The 19,719-nt window shown below is 72.9% G+C and carries 16 protein-coding genes; 10 read left to right on the forward strand and 6 right to left on the reverse strand.

The window, feature by feature from the left end:
- Positions 1 to 52 precede the first annotated feature (52 nt).
- Entirely contained in the window at positions 53 to 457 is a 405-nt protein-coding gene (locus IE124_RS04595) for an ATP-binding protein (RefSeq protein ID WP_150274242.1), read from the forward strand.
- Between the two features lie 36 nt (positions 458 to 493).
- On the opposite strand, the gene IE124_RS04600 is transcribed toward IE124_RS04595, so the two are convergent.
- A complete protein-coding gene (locus IE124_RS04600) occupies positions 494 to 1,621 on the reverse strand; it encodes a DUF2637 domain-containing protein (RefSeq protein WP_189505083.1) in 1,128 nt (375 codons plus the stop codon).
- Between the two features lie 204 nt (positions 1,622 to 1,825).
- Positions 1,826 to 2,701: a (2Fe-2S)-binding protein gene (locus IE124_RS04605; RefSeq protein ID WP_189505085.1), complete on the reverse strand. Its 876-nt coding sequence runs from the start codon at positions 2,699 to 2,701 to the stop codon at positions 1,826 to 1,828.
- Positions 2,702 to 2,904: 203 nt separating this feature from the next.
- On the opposite strand from IE124_RS04605, the gene IE124_RS04610 reads away from it, so the two are divergent.
- From IE124_RS04610 to IE124_RS04625, 4 genes are all read left to right on the forward strand, one after another.
- Positions 2,905 to 3,675 (forward strand): GntR family transcriptional regulator, encoded by a 771-nt coding sequence (locus IE124_RS04610; protein ID WP_189505087.1) that lies wholly within the window; start codon positions 2,905 to 2,907, stop codon positions 3,673 to 3,675.
- Between the two features lie 59 nt (positions 3,676 to 3,734).
- Complete coding sequence (locus IE124_RS04615; RefSeq protein WP_189505089.1) at positions 3,735 to 4,394, forward strand: hypothetical protein; 660 nt, start codon at positions 3,735 to 3,737, stop codon at positions 4,392 to 4,394.
- Positions 4,395 to 4,517: 123 nt separating this feature from the next.
- Positions 4,518 to 6,152: a WD40 repeat domain-containing protein gene (locus IE124_RS04620; RefSeq protein WP_189505091.1), complete on the forward strand. Its 1,635-nt coding sequence runs from the start codon at positions 4,518 to 4,520 to the stop codon at positions 6,150 to 6,152.
- A gap of 139 nt (positions 6,153 to 6,291) precedes the next feature.
- Positions 6,292 to 7,404, forward strand: a complete 1,113-nt coding sequence (locus IE124_RS04625; RefSeq protein ID WP_189505539.1) for an ABC transporter substrate-binding protein — start codon at positions 6,292 to 6,294, stop codon at positions 7,402 to 7,404.
- Between the two features lie 115 nt (positions 7,405 to 7,519).
- Here IE124_RS04625 and IE124_RS04630 read toward each other — a convergent pair whose 3' ends face one another.
- Complete coding sequence (locus IE124_RS04630) at positions 7,520 to 8,308, reverse strand: hypothetical protein (RefSeq protein ID WP_189505092.1); 789 nt, start codon at positions 8,306 to 8,308, stop codon at positions 7,520 to 7,522.
- Positions 8,309 to 8,716: 408 nt separating this feature from the next.
- Entirely contained in the window at positions 8,717 to 10,414 is a 1,698-nt protein-coding gene (locus tag IE124_RS04635) for a PucR family transcriptional regulator (protein ID WP_189505094.1), read from the reverse strand.
- Positions 10,415 to 10,715: 301 nt separating this feature from the next.
- Between IE124_RS04635 and IE124_RS04640 the strand changes: the two genes are divergently transcribed.
- The 5 genes from IE124_RS04640 (at position 10,716) to IE124_RS04660 (ending at position 17,604) form a co-directional block, all read left to right on the forward strand.
- Entirely contained in the window at positions 10,716 to 11,606 is an 891-nt protein-coding gene (locus IE124_RS04640) for an FAD binding domain-containing protein (RefSeq protein WP_024760265.1), read from the forward strand.
- Positions 11,607 to 11,608: 2 nt separating this feature from the next.
- Complete coding sequence (locus IE124_RS04645; RefSeq protein WP_189505095.1) at positions 11,609 to 12,205, forward strand: (2Fe-2S)-binding protein; 597 nt, start codon at positions 11,609 to 11,611, stop codon at positions 12,203 to 12,205.
- A gap of 2 nt (positions 12,206 to 12,207) precedes the next feature.
- On the forward strand, positions 12,208 to 14,595 hold the full coding sequence (pucD, locus tag IE124_RS04650; protein WP_189505096.1) for a xanthine dehydrogenase subunit D: 2,388 nt from the start codon (positions 12,208 to 12,210) through the stop codon (positions 14,593 to 14,595).
- Between the two features lie 358 nt (positions 14,596 to 14,953).
- Positions 14,954 to 16,426 (forward strand): NCS2 family permease, encoded by a 1,473-nt coding sequence (locus IE124_RS04655; RefSeq protein ID WP_189505097.1) that lies wholly within the window; start codon positions 14,954 to 14,956, stop codon positions 16,424 to 16,426.
- 41 nt (positions 16,427 to 16,467) lie between these two features.
- A complete protein-coding gene (locus IE124_RS04660) occupies positions 16,468 to 17,604 on the forward strand; it encodes an XdhC family protein (protein WP_189505098.1) in 1,137 nt (378 codons plus the stop codon).
- Positions 17,605 to 17,624: 20 nt separating this feature from the next.
- On the opposite strand, the gene IE124_RS04665 is transcribed toward IE124_RS04660, so the two are convergent.
- A complete protein-coding gene (locus tag IE124_RS04665) occupies positions 17,625 to 18,935 on the reverse strand; it encodes an ROK family transcriptional regulator (protein ID WP_189505099.1) in 1,311 nt (436 codons plus the stop codon).
- Between the two features lie 78 nt (positions 18,936 to 19,013).
- Positions 19,014 to 19,619: a TetR/AcrR family transcriptional regulator gene (locus IE124_RS04670; RefSeq protein WP_189505100.1), complete on the reverse strand. Its 606-nt coding sequence runs from the start codon at positions 19,617 to 19,619 to the stop codon at positions 19,014 to 19,016.
- Positions 19,620 to 19,719: the final 100 nt, after the last annotated feature.

The raw sequence follows: 19,719 nt of genomic DNA on the forward strand, positions 1-19,719 counted from the left end.
TGGTGGGGCATGCATCCCCGTGAGCCTGTTCGACGACGTGTGGGTGGGGGATATGGCCGGGGAGGCACGACAGCCGACTCAACTTCTCAGAAAGGTGGGATGCGCGGATCTCACCGCGGTGCCGGAGGTGCGACACGCCTTACGGAAGATGCTGCGGAAGTGGGGCGGGCCGGGCGCCTCCGACGTGGCCGAACTGCTCACCAGCGAGCTGGTGACCAATGCCCTGGTCCACACCGAGCACGGGGCCGTCGTGACCGCGACGGTCGTCCCCGAGCAGCTGAGGGTCGAGGTCCGCGACTTCGTCCCAGGACTCGACCGGCCGCACGCACCGCCCGCCGACGACGGTACGCACGGCAGGGGACTCGTCCTCGTCCAGGCCCTGGCCGACTCCTGGGGGGTCGAGGAGCACGGCGTGGGCAAGGTGGTGTGGTTCGAACTGAACGGCGGGGCCGCCTGAGAGGCGGCCCCGCCGGTATCCGTGTGTTCCCGTGGTTCAGCCGAACTGCTGCTCCAGGTCCTTGAGCTTGCGCTCCAGGGAATCGAGCCGGGGCAGCGTCTGGGTGTCGTCCTCGGCGGTGAGGTCCACCGTCCGGGAGTCTCCCGCGCGGGGCTCAGCGCCCCTTACGGCTTGCAGGGAGGGCCGGGGTCGAAGCGGCAGTTGTCCTGGATCCGCTATGGCGGGCTCCGCGACGGCGGCCTGCACGGCCGTCGTCGCGGAGCCGGAGCCCGCACCCGATCCGGAACCCGGGCCGGGGCCCGTACCGGCGCCTCCCGCGGCGCCGAGCGCAGCCATCTCGACCTGGCGGGCGTCGCCGCCGCGGCCGAGCCCGAAGGCGCGGTGCTGGCGGTTGATGGCCTTGAGCCGTGCCCGGTCGAGCTTGACCTGGTCGCGCCGGCGGATCCGGTTCTGTTCCTTCTCCCGCCGGTCCTCGCGGACCTCGTCGACCGCCTCGTCCAGCGTCCGTACGTTCTCCAGGAGCATCAGCGACCAGGCCGCGAAGGTCTCCCGGGGCGCGCGCAGCCAGCGGACGATCCGGATCTGCGGCAGCGGGCGGGGCACCAGGCCCTGCTCGCGGAGCGCCGCCCGGCGGGTCTGCTTCAGCGCCCGGTCGAAGAGGACCGCCGCCGAGAGGGACATGCCCGCGAAGAACTGCGGTGCCCCGTCGTGGCCCAGCCCGCGCGGGGCGTGCACCCAGTTGAACCAGGCGGCCGCGCCGGCGAACAGCCAGACGAGGAGCCGGGAGCCGAGCGCCGCGTCGCCGTGGCTGGCCTCGCGGACGGCGAGGACCGAGCAGAACATGGCGGCGCCGTCGAGGCCGAAGGGGACGAGGTACTCCCAGCCCCCGGAGAGGCTGAGGTTCTGCCGGCCGAAGCCGACGAGTCCGTGGAAGGAGAGCGCCGCCGCGACCGCGGCGCAGCAGAAGAGCAGGACGTAGGAAGCCGTTCCGTACACCGCCTCCTTGCGTCTGCGGCGCTCCTCGTTGCGTTCCCAGGAGTCCTCGGCCGCGGCCTGGTCACCGGCGCGCTTCCCGCGCGCGAGCACCGCCACCGCCGTCAGGACCCCGGCCACCATCACGCCGCCCGGAAGCAGCCAGTCCAGCGATATGTCGGTCAGTCTCATGCGGTGTCCCTTGCATCGCAGTAGGGCGTTTGGCGGCCCATACTGGCCGACCCCGTGCGGTGCTCAAGCGGTTTCGGGGCAAGAGCACGCCATCGGGGTCCCAGGGCATACGAATAGGTGCGATCTACTCGAACGCCCGTGCAAGGAGGGAGAGTTGAGTTCGATTCACGCCACCCTTCCGGGTGGCGTAATCACCCGGGAGCCTCAGGCGGTCGCGGCCAGACGACGGACACGCTCGGTGTCGCAGGTGCGCGGGCAGGTGAGGCAGGTGTCCTCGGGGCGCAGCGTGTAGAAGAAGCAGCAGGCCGCCCGGTCCCTCGTGGCGCGCGGGGCGCCGTCCGGCCCTTCGGAACCGGCGAGCTCGCGGAAGCCCGCCGACCCGGCGTACGGCTTGTGCTGCTTGCGGGTGACGGTGGTGCCCGGCAGCAGGAGGTCGAGCTCGGTCATCGCCCGCTCCTCCTCGCCGAGCAGGGCGCCGATGTACCAGAGGCCCTCGACGATCTCGTCCGTGGCCATCCCCCAGAGAGCCCGGCGGCCGCGCTTCATCCGGGGGCCGAAGCCGCCGAGGATCGCCTCGAAGTGTTCGGCGAGCGAGGCGCGCACCTCGGTCCGCAGTGCCTCCTCGTCGGCGACGACTCGGGCGCCGGGCAGGCCGGCCGCGGGGTCGCCGGGCAGGCAGGCGAACTCCTCGATGCGGACGGACATGCGGCCGAGCGCGCGCTGGAACGACACGTTCGCGGCGGGCAGCCGGGGCACCCGCCGGTGCAGGAACCAGGGCACGGTGACGAGGAGGCAGGCGGGCCACGCGTACCGGTGCAGTCCGAAGCTCGCGACGACGTCGGGGCGGGCCTGGGTGCCGTAGTCGCGCAGCACCTGGGCGTTGTCCCAGGCGAGGAAGGCGTCGAGGGCGGATCCGCCCGCCGCGAGCTCGTCGGCCCCGACCCAGCCCGCGCCGCGCGGCAGCCGTTCGTCCCCGGTCGGTTCCTCTATCCGCAGGCCGGAGAAGACCTCCGCGAGCCGGGCGTAGGAGGCCTCGACGGGGGAGGTGAGGGGTGCGGCGAGCAGTGCGGGGACGGTCATGCGGACCACCGAATCGCGATCGTTAGCAGGTAAGCCTTACCTTACCCGAATCTCGATCGCCTCTCACCCCCGCACGGACTCCGGTCGCCCGCGGGTCCGACGGATCGGCCCCCGTGCCCCATATGTCGGTCCGTTCGCCTATGGTGCACAGGGGACCCGGGTATCGCGAGCCGGGCCCGGCACGAGGCCGCAGGAGGACCCGGGTGGAGCAGGGCGCAGCGCGCGAGCGGGCGACGGAGGGGCCGTACCCGCCGTTCGGCGACGCCGTGCGCGTACCGGAACAGGCCCGTGGCGAGCACACGCACGGCGAGCAGGCGGCGTCACGCCCCGGGGCCGCCCCGGCCCCGCGCGTCGTCCAGCGGCACTCCGTCCGCGACCAGATCCTCGAAGCCCTCCGCACCGCCCTCGTCGGCGGCGAGCTCGTCCCCGGCGAGGTGTACTCCGGCCCGGCCCTCGCCGAGCGCTTCGGCGTCTCGGCCACCCCCGTCCGCGAGGCCATGCAGCGCCTCGCCGTCGAAGGGGCCGTCGAAGTCGTCCCGAACCGCGGCTTCCGCGTCACCGAGCGCACGCCGCGCGAGCTCGCCGAGCTCGCCGAGGTCCGCGCGCTCATCGAGGTCCCCGTCATGCTGCGGCTCGCCCGCACGGTCCCGGCCGCCCGCTGGACCGAGCTCCGCCCGCTCGCCGAGGCCACCGCGACGGCCGCCGCCCGGGGCGACCGCGCCCACTACGCCGAGACGGACCGCGCCTTCCACCGCGCCGTCCTCTCCCTCGCCGGGAACGCCTCGCTGCTCGCCGTCGCCGACGACCTCCACCGGCGCTCCCAGTGGCCGCTGATCAGCGCGCCCGCCTTCCGCCACGGCGAACTCGTCGCCGACGCCGCCGAACACACGGCCCTCCTCGACGCCCTGATCGCCGAGGACCTCCCGGTCGTCGAGGCCCTCGTCCGCGAACACTTCACCGGTTCGAACGCCTGAACCGCGGCCCGCTAGGGTTGGTGATCATGTCAACCGGCGGAGCCACACGGGGAGTCAGGATGAGGACGGGCATACGGGGGATCGCGGTCGCGGCGGTGCTGGTGACCGCACTCGCGGGATGCGGGGGCGGCGACGGAACCGACCCGGTCACGGGGAGCGACGCGATCTCGGGAATCGCGGAGGGCGAGCAGAAGGTGCCGCCGGTCTCGCTGGACGAGGCCGGGATGATCAACGCCCTCCCGCATTCGTCCGACCTGACCAGCGGCACGTTCGGCGCCGGTGACCCCGACCTGGTGCAGGGGGCGGAGGTCGGCAAGGTCTGCCTCGACAGGCTGGAGGTCGAGTGCCCCGGCGCCAGGACCCTCAGCATGAAGGACCTGGCCCTGGTCAACTCCAGCTCGGACAAGGGAGTCACCTTCATCCTCGTCTCCTTCGGTACGGAGGAGGAGGCCGCCGCCGTGCTGAAGACGCTGGAGAAGTCGAAGAAGGAGTTCGACGGCCCGTCCGGCCGCTACACGCCGGTGAAGGTCGAGAGCGGCGGGGCCGACGAGTCGTTTGCCATCGAGAGGAACGACTTCGTCGGCGTCTACATGCGCATCGGCACCGTGCTGTCCTACGTGATCACCAACGACTTCGGGCGCGACGGCGCCGAGAGCGTCGCCCAGGTCCAGGTCGGCCGGCTCAAGGTCGTCGCGGGGGGCGGCGACCCCGACGCCTGACCGGCAGGGAAGCCCGTGGAAGCTCCCGGAAGACCGTCCCCGTGAGGGGCGGTCGCCGGGGGCCTTCGCCCACTAAAGTCAAGGGCGACAGCCGCCCGTACCGCGTCGCCCGTGAGGTGTCCCATGCCGTCCGCGAGCCCACCCCCGGCATGGGACGGACGCCGAGCCGTCACCGGTACGGAAGCCGAGGCCGCGGCCCTGCTCGGCTGGCTCACCGACCCGGAGGCGCCCCGGCTCTGCCTCGTCACCGGCGCCCCGGGCAGCGGCAAGACGGCGCTCCTCGACTGGCTCGCCGCACACGGCCCGCGCGCCGGCGGCCGACGCCGCCGCACACCCCGGGTGCTCGTCCCCCTCGCCGGGCAGAGCGCGCTCGGCGCGACCTGGACGATCGCCGACCTGCTCGGCGTCGTCGCCAGGTCCCCGGACGAACTCGTCCACGCCCTCGCCACCAGCGAGGCGCGGCCTTCCGGCCGGGCCGTCCTCCTCCTCACGGACCTCCACGCCGCCGCCGAGCCCGCCGCGCTCACCGAGCTCATCGGCGAACTCGCAGGAGTGGGCCGGGTCCGGCTCGTCGTCGAGGCCCGGACCGGCAGCCCGGCCCCCGAGACCCTGCGCGCCGCGCGCCGGGCGACGGTCGTCGACCTGGACGGGGAGCCCGCACCCGACGACCACGCCCCCGCGGAGCCCCCGCGCCCGCTGCCGGACCTCTCCGACCCGCTCGCCGTGTGCGCCGCCGACCCGCTGCTCGTCACCACGGCGTACGTCACCGGAACCGGTGAAGGCCCCGGCGAGGCCGGAGTTGACGACCACGGCGGGCTCAGGACCGCCTGGCTGCGCGCCGGGCAGTCCCTCTGCCGCGCACAGGACCCGGCGGAACGCGCCCTGGTGCTCCTCGCCGCGCTCGGCGACGGCGCCGACCCCCGGCTCCGGCCCGCGCTGGCCGAGCTCGCCGAGGGCGCCGCCTGGCGGCTCCGCTGGGCCCGCAACCGCGGCGACCTCGCACCGGCCTGGCCGGGTCCCGTCGCCGTACTCGGCGCCGCGGGCGGCCCCTTGGAGGGCACGCTGCTCGTCGGCGACCGCACCGGCACCGTCCGTCTGCTCCACGAGGCCGACGCCAGCTCCGCCGGGCGCCTCCCGCACACCGTCCCCGGCCGGGTCACGGCCCTCGCGCCCGCCCCCGACGGCACGGTGCTGCTCCTGGACGACCGGGGCAGGCTGCACTCCGTCCGGGGAACGGTGCCCAGGGCCCCGTACCTGGAGCGGCTCACCGAGGCCGTCTCCAAGACCCTCGCCCGCCACCCCGGCACGGCCCTCGCGGCGATCGCGGGCTCGGTCGTGGTGGGGGACCGGCTCGGCTCCGTGCACGCCTTCGGCCTCACGGGCCTGCACCAGGCGGCCTCGCACAGCGGCCGCGTCACGGCGGTCGCGGCCGTCGACTCCGAGACCCCGTTCGTGTGCTCCGGCGGCGCGGACGGGACCGTACGGTTCTGGACACCGGGCCGCGACCCGCGTCCCGAACCGCTGGCGGAGCGCCGCTCCCCGGTGGTCTCCCTGCACGCGACCGAGACGCCCCACGGCCCGCTGGTCGCCGCGGCCTGGGCCGACGGCCTCGTCGAACTCCACCGCCCGGAAGGCGGCGCGACGCTCTCCTTCCGCCCGGGCCCGCCGGTCCGCGCGGTCGCGGTCACCGGCGCGGGCGCGCTGCTCGTCGGCACGGACGAGAGCCTGGTGTGCCTCGTGCCGCGCTCCCACGACTGAGGGCGACCAACGGAGGGGGCGCGACGACGGGGAGGGCCGTGCGCGAACTCGGCTCGACGAACGGGACCCCGCGTCCGTCAGCGAATAATCGGTTGCCGTCGCCGATGTCGGTGGTTCGAATGACCGCATGAGTACTGGGGTGAACACGCCGACACCGCCGTCCGGATCCGAGAGGACGGAGAAGGCGCCCGTCCGGCTCGGGGCTCTCGTCCCGCTGACGCGGCCCGGCTGGGTCGGGGCGGGGCGGCATCTGCTCGCCGGACTGGAGCTGGCCGTCTCCGAGGTCAACGCCACCGGCGGCATCGCCGGCAGGCCGCTGGAGCTGGTGGTCCGGGACACCGCGGCCGATCCGGAGCGCGCCGCCGCGGCCGTGGACGAACTGGCCGCACTCGGGGTGGCGGCCCTGGCCGGCGAATACCACAGCGTCGTCGCCCGCGCGGCCGCCGCCCGGGCCGACGCCCTCGGGGTGCCGTACCTCTGCTCGTCCGCCGTGCTCGACGCGCTCACCGAGGAGCCGACGGAGTGGGTCGCGCGCCTGGCTCCGGCCCAGTCCCACGGCTGGCGGACCTACGCGGACTTCCTCCTCGGCGCGGGCCGGCGGCGGATCGCCGTGGTGACCCAGCCGAGCGTCTACTGGGCGACCGGGACCCGTCTCCTGCGGGACCACGTCGCTCCCCAGGGCGGCACCGTCGTCGAGTTCGACGCGAACGGGCTCACCCCCGACGCCCTGTGCGACGCCCTCGCCGGCCACGGCGCGACGGCGCTCCTCCTGCTGGTCGGCCACCCGGAGCCCGCGGTGCCGATCGTCAGGGCCGTCCGGAGCGACCCGCGCCTCGCGGAGCTCCTCGTCGGCGCTCCGGCCGGACAGCCGGAGTTCGCCGAGTGGGCCGAGCTGCTGGGCCGGGACGGCGCCGGGGTCCCGTTCCTGCGCTACCTGCCCGAGCGCCCCGGCCCGCTCGGCGAGCGCGTGGGGAAGGAACTGGCCGAACGGCTGGGCGAGGAGCCCTCGTTCGTCGCCTTCGAGGGCTGGGACACCGGCACCGTCCTCGCCGAGGTGCTCCGCGCCCACGGCACGGACCGGGAGGCGGTCGCCGCGGGGTGGCCGCACGTGGCGGTCGAGGGCACCCGAGGGCCGATCCGCTTCTCCCGCGCGCCGGGCATCGGCGTGTGGCAGTGGACGTGGCCCCCCGTCCAGGTGGCCGACCGGGACCCGGCGGAACCGGATCGCTTCCGGATCCTCCACACCGGCTGAGCGCGCGCGGAGGCCGAACCGGCCGGCACGGCGATGTGCCCCCGGGCCCGAGGGCGCGGAGGGCACATCGCATCAGAGCGCGCGGAACGTCACCTTGTCGTTATCGTCGACGATTTCAGGTCACCGTACGAGGCGTCAGCTGAGCCGACAGCCAGGTCGGTACACCGCCGAGGAGGCGGAAGAGGCGTCTGGCTTCCGCGCGCAGCCGGCCCGCCTCCGGTTCGGTCTCCGTGTCGGCGAGGGCGGTGAGGGCCGGGGCCGTGCCCACCAGGTAGCCCAACTCCTCGCGGATCCGCAGCGATTCGGCGAAGCCGTGCCGCGCCTCCGCCAACTCGCCTTCCCTCAGGGCGAGTCCGGCGAGATGGCGCCAGGTGGAGGAGAGCAGCAGCGAGTCCCCCTGGTCCGCCGCCCCCGCGTGCGCCCTGCGGTACGCGGCGCGGGCCGCCTGCGGGGAGTCGCCGAGGTTCTGGGCCATGAGGCCGCGCCGGAAGTCCAGCAGGGGCCGCCCGCCGGCCGAGGGGCCGATGAGGGCGGCCGCCCGGCCCAGCGCCATCCGGGCCTCGTCGGCCCTGTCGCGTACCCCGAGGAGCGTGGACGCGTAGGCGAGGTAGCCGCGTTCGCAGGCGGCGGCCCCGCGCTCCTCGTCGGTGCGGGCGACCGCCTCGGCCGCCCGGAGGGCCTCCTCGGCTTCGGCCCAGCCCTGTTCGGTGTAGAGGCAGCGCTCGATCAGCAGGGCCGCCCGTTCGAGCGCGGCGGCCGGTTCGGTCGCGTACGGAGCGAGCAGTGCTGCCGCGTCCGTCCAGCAACCTCGGGAACGGAGACGCCATATGGCGGTCTCCACGGGAGTCTCCTTGCCGTAGGCGAGGGACGGATCTTCGCCACCCCTTGATTCGGAACCAGACATGGCGGTATCCGCCACATTGCCCTCCCCGAGCGCGCCATTGAGCTGTTGAGTAGACCCGCATCTCAGCACGAAGGGCAGCACCTGGCCAAGGGGTCAGGTGAAAGAATTCACAAGAGTCCGAGACGTGCGCACGCGGTCGTCGGGGCGACGGCCGACACCCCGTCAGATCGCCGTCGGGCCCGGGATCAAGCCCCCGTACGGCCCCTCGGCCGCTGTGGCCCACGGGCCGCCACCAGCCCGGATGTCACTCGCTCGGACTCCTCCGAAAGAGTGAATTAGGGGGGCGCCTCCAGCTTCCGGGCGCCCCCCGACGCGCCCCCTGGCGCGGCCCTCGATCCGACTCGATCCGACTCGATCCGACTCGATCCGACTCGACCCGTCTCGATCCGTCTCGACCCGGTCCCCCGGTCAGCTCATCCGGAGCGCGAGGAAGAAGTCGAGCTTGTCCTCCAGACGGGAGAGGTCGCGGCCCGTGAGCTGCTCGATCCGGCCCACCCGGTAGCGCAGCGTGTTCACGTGCAGGTGCAGCCGGGTGGCGCAGCGCGTCCAGGAGCCGTCGCAGTCGAGGAACGCCTCCAGGGTCGGGATGAGCTCGGCGCGGTGGCGCCGGTCGTAGTCGCGCAGCGGGTCGAGCAGCCGGGCCGTGAAGGCGCGGCGGACGTCGTCCGGGACGAACGGCAGCAGCAGGACGTGCGAGGCCAGCTCGTGGTGGCCCGCGGCGCAGACCCGGCCCGGACGGGCCGCGGCGACCCGGCGGGCGTGCCGCGCCTCCTCCAGGGCCCCGCGCAGGCCCTCCGCCGAGTGCACGGCCGCGCTGACGCCGAGCGTGAGCCGCCCGTCGTCCGCGAGGCCGGAGGAGAGCGGGGCGCGTACGGCGGCGAGCAGGGCGTCCGCGTGGAGCCCGAGCGCGACCGCCGGGCCCTCGTCCTCGCTGTCCGGCAGCGGCGCGGCGGCCAGCGGGACCAGCGCGATCGCCTCGTCGCCGCTGTGCGCGACGGCGATCCGGTCCGCGGACTCGGCCCCGACGGTCGCCGGGTCGACGAGGATCTCCTCCAGGAGCGCCTGGGCGACCGGGCCGCCGTCCACGGGAGTGCCCTGGCCGGCCTCCTGCTCCCAGTCGACGCGGGCCACGACGACCTGCCAGTGCGGGGCCGTGCCGAGCCCGGGCAGCAGCACCGGGGCCGCGACCCGCAGGCGGGCCGCGATCTCGGCGGGCGCGGCGCCCGTCTGCACCAGCTCCAGGACCTCCTGGGCGAGCCGGCGGCGCACCGTACGGGCCGCGTCGCGCCGGTCCCGCTCGACCGCGATCAGCTGGGTGACGCCCTGGAGCAGGTCCAGGCGGGCGGCGGGCCAGTCCCCGGCGTCCGCCTCGACGGCGAGCAGCCAGTCCGACAGGACCGTCTCGCGCACGTCGCGGGAGGCGGGGGCGGGGCCGCGCCCGGTGTTGCGGATCGGGAACAGCGAGTACGTGGCTCCGGCGAGGCTCAGCCGGTGCGGGCCGCGCCGTCCGGTGCGGGTCGCGGCCAGGTGCTCGCCCGCCAGGGTCGCCGCCAGGCCGCTGTCGAGGGGCTCGCCGGCGCCCGCGATCTGGCGGCCGGTGGGGGAGAGGACCCAGGCGCGAAGGTCCAGATCGGAGCCGAGCAGGTCGAGGACGACCTCGGGGCCGCCGCCCGCGGGGCCGGAGGTCATCAGCCGCCGGTGCCGGTCGACGACGGCGGCCAGGTCGCCCGCCCGCTCGCCGGAGACCTGTCGAACAACGTGCTCGGTGATCGTCGCGAACGCAACGGACTCGTTCACCGCGAAGAGTGGCAGCCGATGGCGTGAACACGCCTGTACGAGATCGTCGGGGATGTCGCCGAGCTCCGCCTCGCCCGCCGCCAGAGCGGCCACCCCGGCCGAGGCCAGAATCCGGACGAAGGGCTCCGCGTCGGTCGGGTCCGTCCGCCAGGCGAGGCCGGTGAGCACCAGCTCGCCGCCGGAAAGGTACCGGCTGGGATCCTTGAGGTCCGTCGTCATCACGCCGCGGACCGTGCGGTCCAGCTCGCCCTCGCCGCCGAGCAGGCGCAGCCCCAGCGCGTCGTTCTCCAGCAGTGCGCGCAGCCGCATCGTGTCGCCGCCGTTCCTTCGAGTGGGTGATCGTGGGTGTCGCGTTGTCGACGGTGGCGTGGTGCCACCGTTTCCAGGGGAAAACGGAGAGGTTCCTGTTTCCCGCCTTTCGTTCGAATCTACAAGACGACAACGGGAGGCAGCCAACTCCTTCATGTTTTCGGTGACTGCACCCGGGCGAAGGTGGGCTTGTGTACTAGGCCACACACCGCGTTAACAGCACATGAACATGACGTCGAGGGCCGGCCGTCCCCCCGGGCCCATCTGTTCGACCCCCGATCATCACTAGAAGAGAGCCACCATGGACTTCCTTCGCCCCGCCAGCTGGGAGGAGGCGCTCGCCGCCAAGGCCGAGCACCCCACGGCCGTGCCCATTGCGGGTGGCACCGACATCATGGTCGAGATCAACTTCGACCACCGGCGCCCCGAGTACCTCCTGGATCTGAACCGTATCGAGCTGCTGCGTGAGTGGGAGGTCGGGGAGGAGAACGTCCGCCTCGGCGCGTCCGTTCCGTACACCCAGATCATGGAGAACCTGCGGACCGAGCTTCCGGGTCTGGCGCTCGCCTCCCACACGGTCGCCTCCCCGCAGATCCGCAACCGCGGCGGCGTCGGGGGCAACCTCGGCACCGCCTCGCCCGCCGGCGACGCCCACCCGGCCCTGCTCGCCGCAGGCGCCGAGGTCGAGGTCGAGTCGGTCCGCGGCAGCCGGTTCATCCCGATCGACGAGTTCTACACGGGCGTGAAGCGCAACGCGCTCCAGCCCGACGAGCTCATCAAGACCGTCCACGTGAAGAAGGCGGACGGCCCCCAGCAGTACTCCAAGGTCGGCACCCGCAACGCGATGGTCATCGCCGTCTGCGCCTTCGGCCTGGCCCTGCACCCGGAGACCCGGACCGTGCGTACCGGCATCGGCTCCGCCGCGCCGACCCCGATCCGCGCCAAGGAGGCCGAGGCCTTCCTGAACGCGGCTCTGGAGGAGGGCGGGTTCTGGGACAACGGCAAGATCATCACCCCGTCGATCGCGAAGCAGTTCGCCGACCTCTGCTCGGGCGCCGCCAACCCGATCGACGACGTCCGAGGCACCGCCAAGTACCGGCGCCACGCCGTCGGCATCATGGCCCGCCGTCAGCTCGGTTGGACCTGGGAGCAGTACCGCGGAAGCGGCCGCACGCTTGAGGGAGCTGCATAACCATGCGCGTCAATTTCACGGTCAACGGCCGTCCCCAGGAAGCCGACGACGTCTGGGAGGGCGAGTCCCTCCTCTACGTCCTGCGTGAGCGGATGGGCCTGCCCGGCTCCAAGAACGCCTGCGAACAGGGCGAGTGCGGCTCCTGCACGGTCCGCCTCGACGGTGTGCCCGTCTGTTCCTGCCTCGTCGCCGCCGGCCAGGTCGAGGGCCGAGAGGTCGTCACCGTCGAGGGTCTCGCCGAGTTCGCCAAGGACCGTGCGGAGCACTCCGGTTGCGCCGCGGGCACCTGTGGCACCTCGCTCGACGCCGCCAAGCGGTGGGAGGCGAAGCCCGGTCAGGACTCGCAGACCGGCGAGGGTGTCGAACTCTCCCCGATCCAGCAGGCGTTCATCGACGCCGGCGCCGTCCAGTGCGGCTTCTGCACCCCCGGTCTGCTGGTCGCCGCCGACGAGATGCTGGAGCGCAACCCGTCCCCGACGGATGCGGACATCCGCGAGGCGCTCTCCGGCAACCTCTGCCGCTGCACCGGTTACGAGAAGATCCTCGACGCGGTCCGCCTCGCGGCCGCTCGCCAGGAGCGTCAGGGAGAGGCGGTCTGATCATGGCTGGCACCACCACGGGTATCCCCCGCGACGTCACCCAGAACCACGTCAAGGGCGGCATCGGCGAGTCCACGCTCCGCCCGGACGGCACCCTCAAGGTCACCGGTGAGTTCGCCTACTCCTCGGACATGTGGCACGAGGACATGCTGTGGGGCCAGATCCTGCGCTCCACCGTCGCGCACGCCGAGATCGTGTCCATCGACACCTCCGAGGCCCTCGCGATGGACGGCGTCTACGCCGTCCTGACGCACGAGGACCTGCCCGCCGCGAAGAACTACGGCATGGAGTTCCAGGACACCCCGGTCCTCGCCTACGGCAAGGTCCGTCACCACGGTGAGCCGGTCGTCCTCGTGGCCGCCGACCACCCGGAGACCGCCCGCCGCGCCGCCGCCAAGGTCAAGATCGAGTACCGGGAGCTCCCGGTCATCACGGACGAGGCCTCGGCCACCGCTCCGGACGCGATCCTGGTCCACGAGGGCCGCGACGACCACCACTCCGGTCACGTCCCGCACCCGAACATCGTGCACCGCCAGCCGATCATCCGCGGCAACGCGGACGAGGCAGCCAAGCGCGCCGACGTCATCGTCACGGGCGAGTACACCTTCGGCATGCAGGACCAGGCCTTCCTCGGCCCCGAGTCCGGCCTCGCCGTACCGGCCGAGGACGGCGGCGTCGACCTGTACGTCGCCACCCAGTGGCTGCACTCGGACCTCAAGCAGATCGCCCCCTGCCTCGGCCTGCCCGAGGAGAAGGTCCGCATGACGATGGCGGGCGTCGGCGGCGCGTTCGGCGGTCGCGAGGACATCTCGATGCAGATCCTCGCCTCCATCCTCGCGCTCCGCACCGGCAAGCCGGTCAAGATGGTCTACAACCGGTACGAGTCCTTCTTCGGGCACGTCCACCGTCACCCGGCGAAGCTCTGGTACGAGCACGGCGCCACCAAGGACGGCAAGCTCACGCACATGAAGTGCAAGATCGTGCTCGACGGCGGCGCCTACGCGTCGTCCACGGCGTCGGTCGTCGGCAACGCCTCCTCCCTCTCGGTCGGCCCGTACGTCATCGACGACGTGGAGATCGAGGCGATCGGCCTCTACACCAACAACCCGCCCTGCGGCGCCATGCGCGGCTTCGGCGCGGTCCAGGCCTGCTTCGCCTACGAGGCGCAGATGGACAAGCTCGCGGCCAAGCTGGGTATGGACCCGGTGGAGCTGCGCCAGCTCAACGCCATGGAGCAGGGCACGATCATGCCGACCGGCCAGGTCGTGGACTCGCCGGCCCCGGTCGCCGAGCTGCTCCGCATCGTCAAGTCCCGTCCGATGCCGCCGGAACGCCAGTGGGAGACCGCCGGCGAGAGCGCGGACGTCCGCGCGCTGCCGGGCGGCCTGTCCAACACCTCGCACGGCGAGGGCGTCGTACGGGGCGTCGGCTACGCGGTCGGCATCAAGAACGTCGGCTTCTCCGAGGGCTTCGACGACTACTCGACCGCCAAGATCCGCCTCGAGGTCATCAACGGCGAGGCCGTCGCCACGGTCCACACCGCCATGGCGGAGGTCGGCCAGGGCGGCGTCACGATCCACGCGCAGATCGCCCGTACCGAGCTCGGCGTCCAGCAGGTCACGATCCACCCCGCCGACACCCAGGTGGGCTCGGCCGGTTCGACCTCCGCGGGCCGCCAGACGTACATGACCGGCGGCGCCATCAAGAACTCCTGCTCGATCGTCCGGGAGAAGCTCCTGGAGATCGGCCGGCGCAAGTTCGGCTCGTACCACCCGGCCTGGGCCAACGCCGAGCTCCTCCTGGAGGGCGGCAAGGTCGTCACCGACGGCGGCGAGGCCCTCGCGACCATCGCGGACGTCCTGGAGGACCAGGCCGTGGAGGTGGAGGAGGAGTGGAGGCACCGTCCCACCCAGGCCTTCGACCTCGTCACCGGCCAGGGCGACGGACACGTCCAGTACGCCTTCGCCGCGCACCGCGCGGTGGTGGAGGTCGACACCGAGCTCGGCCTGGTCAAGGTCATCGAACTGGCCTGCGCCCAGGACGTCGGCAAGGCGCTCAACCCGCTCTCCGTGATCGGTCAGATCCAGGGTGGCACCACCCAGGGCCTGGGCGTCGCGGTGATGGAGGAGATCATCGTCGACCCGAAGACCGCGAAGGTCAGGAACCCCTCCTTCACGGACTACCTGATCCCGACCATCCTCGACACGCCGACCATCCCGGTCGACTACCTCGAGCTGGCCGACCCCAACGCGCCGTACGGCGTCCGGGGCATCGGCGAGGCCCCGACCCTGTCGTCCACCCCGGCCGTCCTCGCGGCGATCCGGGCGGCGACGGGCCTGGAGCTCAACAAGACGCCGGTCCGCCCCGAAGCGCTCACCGGCACCCTCTAGGACTCTCCGGGCGGTGCGTGCCTCCCAGGAACGTCACACTTCCACCGCCCGCACCGCCCGGAGTAACCCCTCAGCACCACCAGCACCACCCCGCCTCACCCCCGCAGTACCAGCACCACCCCGCCTCACCCCCGCAGTACAGCACCACCCCGCCTCACCCCCGCAGTACCAGCACCAACCCCCGCTTCACCCCGGTAGTACCCCCGCAGCACCCAGCAGGACCGTTCCACTCCGTTCGCCTCGGGCCGTCCCCCGGGTCGTGCAGCCCACGCAGCATCCCAAATCCCGCAACTTCACCAGATCAGAATCCCTTCAAAGTCTGACGCGGGTGCCCCTTTGAACCTTGGGAGTAGGCCCCATGACCCAGTCGTCTGTGGAGCCCAAGACCGCTTCGGAGGACGCGGGCTCCGGCTCCAACGTCCCCGCCGGCCGTTCTTGGCTCGACCGGTACTTTCACATCTCGGAGAGAGGATCCACCGTCGCGACGGAGATCCGCGGCGGCGTCACCACCTTCATGGCGATGGCGTACATTCTCCTGCTCAACCCGATCCTCCTCGGAGGCCCGGACGTCGAGAAGAACGTCCTCGGCTCCTCCGCAGTCATCACGGCGACCGCCCTCGCGGCGGCGGTGACCACCCTGCTGATGGGCTTCATCGGCAAGGTCCCGCTGGTCCTCGCGGCCGGTCTCAGTGTCTCCGGTGTGCTCGCCACCCAGGTCGTGCCCCAGATGACCTGGCCGCAGGCCATGGCCATGTGCGTCGTCTACGGTCTGGTGATCTGCCTCCTGGTGGTCACCGGTCTCCGCGAGATGATCATGAACGCGATTCCCCTCGCGCTCAAGCACGGCATCACCATCGGCATCGGCCTCTTCATCGCGCTGATCGGCTTCAACAAGGCCGGCTTCGTCGGCGCGGGCCCGCAGTTCGGCCCGCCCATCACCATGGGATCCGGCGGTGAACTCGTCGGCTGGCCCGTCCTGATCTTCGCGGTCACCCTCCTCGCGATCTTCGCCCTCCAGGCCCGCAAGATCCCGGGCGCCATCCTCATCGGCATCGTCGCCGGCACGGTCATCTCGCTGATCGTCAACGCGGTCGCCGACATCCCGGCCAAGGGCCCGGGCTCCTGGGCCAACGGCTCGCCCGAACTCAAGGGCAGCGCGGTCTCGACCCCCGACTTCTCGCTCTTCGGCGACGTCGACTTCGGCGGCTGGGGCGACGTCGGCTACATCACGGTCGGCGTGATCGTCTTCACCCTGGTCCTCGCCGGCTTCTTCGACGCCATGGCCACCATCATCGGCGTCGGCACCGAGGCCAACCTCGCGGACGACAAGGGCCGCATGCCGGGCCTGTCCAAGGCGCTGTTCATCGACGGCGCGGGCGGCGCGATCGGCGGCGTCTCCGGCGCCTCCGGCCAGACCGTGTTCGTGGAGTCCGCCACCGGCGTCGGCGAGGGAGCCCGTACCGGCTTCTCCTCCGTCATCACCGGCCTGTTCTTCGCGGCCTGCCTCTTCTTCACCCCGCTCACCCAGATCGTGCCCCGTGAGGTCGGCTCCGCCGCCCTGGTCGTCATCGGCGCGATGATGATGATGAACGCCAAGCACGTGAACTGGGGCGACAGCTCCGTCGCCATCCCGGTCTTCCTGACCGTCGTGCTGATGCCGTTCACCTACAGCATCACCCCGGGTGTCGCGGCCGGCGTCATCGCCTACACCGTCATCAAGGTGGCGCAGGGCAAGGCCCGCGAGGTCGGCGCGTTCATGTGGTGCCTGACCGCGATCTTCATCGTGTTCTTCGCCCTTCACCCGATCGAGAGCTGGCTGGGCGTCAGCTGACGTCGTACCGTCGCCCTCCGCACACACCCAAGGAGACCGAAATGCTGGACATCGCCGAAGAGCTTCACCGGTGGGTCGAGCAGGGACGCACGTTCGCCGTGGCCACCGTGGTGGCCGTCGGCGGCAGCGCGCCCCGGCAGCCCGGAGCCGCCCTCGCCGTGGACAGCGAAGGCACGGCGATCGGCTCGGTCTCCGGCGGGTGTGTGGAGGGCGCGGTCTACGAGCTGTGTCAGCAGGCCCTCGAAGACGGCAAGACCGTCATCGAGCGCTTCGGCTACAGCGACGAGGACGCCTTCGCGGTCGGCCTGACCTGCGGCGGCATCATCGACATCCTCGTCACCCCGGTGCGCGGCGGGGTCTTCCCCGCCGCGCTCGCGGCAGCCGCCACAGGTGAGGCGGCGGCCGTGGCCCGGATCGTCTCGGGCCCCGACGACCTGATGGGCAAGGCCATCCTGGTCCGCCCCGACGGCTCGTACGAGGGGAAGCTCGGGGGCCACCCCGAGCTGGACCGCACCGCCGCGAGCGAGGCCCGCGCGATGCTCGACACGGGCCGTACCGGCACCGTGGAGATCGGCGAGGACGGCAGCCGCTGCGGACAGCCGCTGACCCTCCTGGTCGAGTCCTCCGTCCCGGCGCCCCGCATGATCGTCTTCGGTGCCATCGACTTCGCCGCCGCCCTCGTCCGCGTCGGCAAGTTCCTCGGCTACCACGTCACCGTCTGCGACGCGCGGCCCGTCTTCGCGACGCCGGCCCGCTTCCCCGATGCCGACGAGATCGTCGTCGACTGGCCCCACCGCTACCTGGAGTCGACCGAGGTCGACGGCCGCACCGTGCTGTGCGTCCTCACCCACGACGCCAAGTTCGACGTGCCGCTCATCAAGGCCGCCCTGAAGCTTCCCGTCGCGTACATCGGCGCGATGGGCTCCCGCCGCACCCACGAGGACCGCAACAAGCGTCTGCGCGATGTCGGCGTCACCGAGCTCGAACTCGCCCGCCTGCGCTCCCCGATAGGCCTCGACCTCGGCGCGCGCACGCCCGAGGAGACCGCCCTCTCGATCGGCGCCGAGATCGTCGCCAACCGGCGGGGCGGCAGCGGCGCCTCCCTCACCGGCGCCCACACCCCGATCCACCACGACGGCCCGCGCGAGCCGGACGGCCGCATAGGGTCCGTCGCCTGAAAGGCGTCGGGGGCTGCCGTTCAGTGAGCTTCCCGCCCCCGGACGGTCGGGGCCCAGGCCGGTTCCTCCTCGGTGGGCTCCGGTTCGGCGCGCCGGCCGCCGCGGGCGAAGAAGTCCGCGAGCGGCAGGATCGCGGCGCCGACCGTCACCGCGTCCGGGCCGAGCGTTCCCATCGTGATGTCGACCCGCGCCGCCGGGTAAGCGAGCGCGTACTCCTTCGCGTGGCCCCTGACCGTCTCCAGGAAGCGGGTACCGAGCTGGAGGCCCGCCCAGCCGCCGACGAGGATCCGCTCGGGCTGGAAGAGGTTGATCAGGTCGCCGAAGCCGGCTCCCACGTACTCGGCCGTCTCCGCCAGCACGGCCAGCGCGGCCTCGTCGGGCGTCCGCCCCGCGTCGGCGGGATACGCGGCCGCGAGCATCGCCGCCAGCGCGGTCTCCTCGCCGGCCCCGGCCGGCACCGCCCCGCCCGCCTCGCGCCACCGGTCGAGGAGCGCGCCCGCGCCCGCGTAGGCCTCCAAACAGCCCAGGGAGCCGCAGCGGCAGCGGCGCCCCCGGACCCGTACCGTCAGGTGCCCCCACTCGACCGCCCGGCCCGGCCCCATCGGGTCCGTGACCACGCAGGCACCGACACCCGACCCGAAGAGCGCGACCACGGCGCTGCGCGCTCCGCGCCCGGCCCCGAACCACATCTCCGCCTGGCCGAGCGTCTTCGCGCCGTTGTCGATCCGGTACGGGACCGAGGCAGGCAGCTCCACGGCCTCGCGCAGCAGCCGCTCCAGCGGGACGGCGTCCCAGCCGATGGTCTGGCCGTGCACGACGGCGCCGTCCTCGGCGGTACGGGCCACGATGCCGGGCACGCCGACCCCCACGCCGAGGAGCCGCTCGGCGGGCACCTCCGCCGTGGCGAGCACCTCCGCGACGGCGTCCCGGACGAGAGCGACGACGAGCCCGACCTCGTACCGCTCGTGCGGGTTCGCGCTCTCGACGGCCAACGGGCGTTCCGCGCGAGCAAGTTCGGTGAGCGTGAGGTCGAACAGCTCGACCCTGACCCGGGTTTCGCCGACGTCGACACCGATCATGCAGCCGGCGCCGGGCGTGATCCGCAGGAGGATACGGGGCCGCCCGCCGGCCGAGTCGACGCTGCCGGCCTCCTCCACGAGGCCCTCCGCGACGAGTTCGCCGACCACGTTGCTGACCGAGCCCGAGCTCAGCCCCGTCGCCGGCCCCAGCGAGAAGCGGCTCATCGGCCCGTCGAAGTACAGACGGTGGAGGACGGCGGTGCGGTTCTCGCGTCGCAGGTCACGCACCGTGCGGCCGTTCCGCGTGGTCACTGGGCCCCCTGGTGAAGTCGTCCGGCCGAAGCCCGAAACATACCGTTCCCGCGCCCGGGGTTCCTCGCCCTCCTCGCCTCAGGCCTTCCGCAGGCCGCTGAGGAGCAGCTCCGCCAGCTGTTCGTACGCCTCCGCGTCGGCCAGGCCGGTCGCCGCGGCCACCTGGCGCCGCTGGATGCGGACCATCACCGAGGAGATCACGTCCGCCGCGAAGGTCACGTGCACCTCACGGAAGACGCCCGCGCGCACGCCCTCCTCGATGAGCTGCTGGACCCGGCCGGCCGCCGCGCGGGTGTTCCGCTCGTACACCTCGGCCGCCGGCTCGAAGGCGGCGACGTCGTCGAAGAACTGCGGCGAGACCGGCGCCAGCTCGGCCGAGACGGCGCGCAGATAGGCCGCCAGCCGCTCGGCGGGGTCGTTCGCGGCGGCGAGTCCCGCCTCGACCCGGGCCGTGGCCCGTCGGAAGAAGTGCACGACGGCCGCCCGGACGAGCTGCTCCTTGCTGCCGGCCAGGCCGTACAGCGTGCGCTTCGAGCAGCGCAGCCGCGCGGCCAGGTCGTCGAGGGTCAGGCGGGCGAAGCCCTCGCCGACGAGCAGCGCGACGAGCTCCTCGAAGAGAGCGGAGCGGCGTGCGGCCCCGCGGCCCGTCAGCTTCGGGGCGTCGGCGGAGGAGGTCTCGATCACCCCGTCAGTATTCCAGGCCACCTCCCGCAGGGGCCTTGAGCCCTGGTGAGGAGTCCGGCGGGGGACCCGGGGGGCGGGGGTCCCGGGGGCGGGGGTCCCG

The sequence above is a fragment of the Streptomyces narbonensis genome (assembly GCF_014649015.1).
Lineage (GTDB): Bacteria > Actinomycetota > Actinomycetes > Streptomycetales > Streptomycetaceae > Streptomyces > Streptomyces narbonensis.

Bases quoted from the DNA above. Each gene is read 5' to 3' on its own strand.
- IE124_RS04595 (WP_150274242.1), top strand. From the start codon at position 53: ATGGCCGGGGAGGCACGACAGCCGACTCAACTTCTCAGAAAGGTGGGA.
- IE124_RS04600 (WP_189505083.1), bottom strand. From the start codon at position 1,621: ATGAGACTGACCGACATATCGCTGGACTGGCTGCTTCCGGGCGGCGTG.
- IE124_RS04605 (WP_189505085.1), bottom strand. From the start codon at position 2,701: ATGACCGTCCCCGCACTGCTCGCCGCACCCCTCACCTCCCCCGTCGAG.
- IE124_RS04615 (WP_189505089.1), top strand. From the start codon at position 3,735: ATGAGGACGGGCATACGGGGGATCGCGGTCGCGGCGGTGCTGGTGACC.
- IE124_RS04620 (WP_189505091.1), top strand. From the start codon at position 4,518: ATGCCGTCCGCGAGCCCACCCCCGGCATGGGACGGACGCCGAGCCGTC.
- IE124_RS04630 (WP_189505092.1), bottom strand. From the start codon at position 8,308: ATGTCTGGTTCCGAATCAAGGGGTGGCGAAGATCCGTCCCTCGCCTAC.
- IE124_RS04635 (WP_189505094.1), bottom strand. From the start codon at position 10,414: ATGCGGCTGCGCGCACTGCTGGAGAACGACGCGCTGGGGCTGCGCCTG.
- IE124_RS04640 (WP_024760265.1), top strand. From the start codon at position 10,716: ATGGACTTCCTTCGCCCCGCCAGCTGGGAGGAGGCGCTCGCCGCCAAG.
- IE124_RS04645 (WP_189505095.1), top strand. From the start codon at position 11,609: ATGCGCGTCAATTTCACGGTCAACGGCCGTCCCCAGGAAGCCGACGAC.
- pucD (WP_189505096.1), top strand. From the start codon at position 12,208: ATGGCTGGCACCACCACGGGTATCCCCCGCGACGTCACCCAGAACCAC.
- IE124_RS04655 (WP_189505097.1), top strand. From the start codon at position 14,954: ATGACCCAGTCGTCTGTGGAGCCCAAGACCGCTTCGGAGGACGCGGGC.
- IE124_RS04660 (WP_189505098.1), top strand. From the start codon at position 16,468: ATGCTGGACATCGCCGAAGAGCTTCACCGGTGGGTCGAGCAGGGACGC.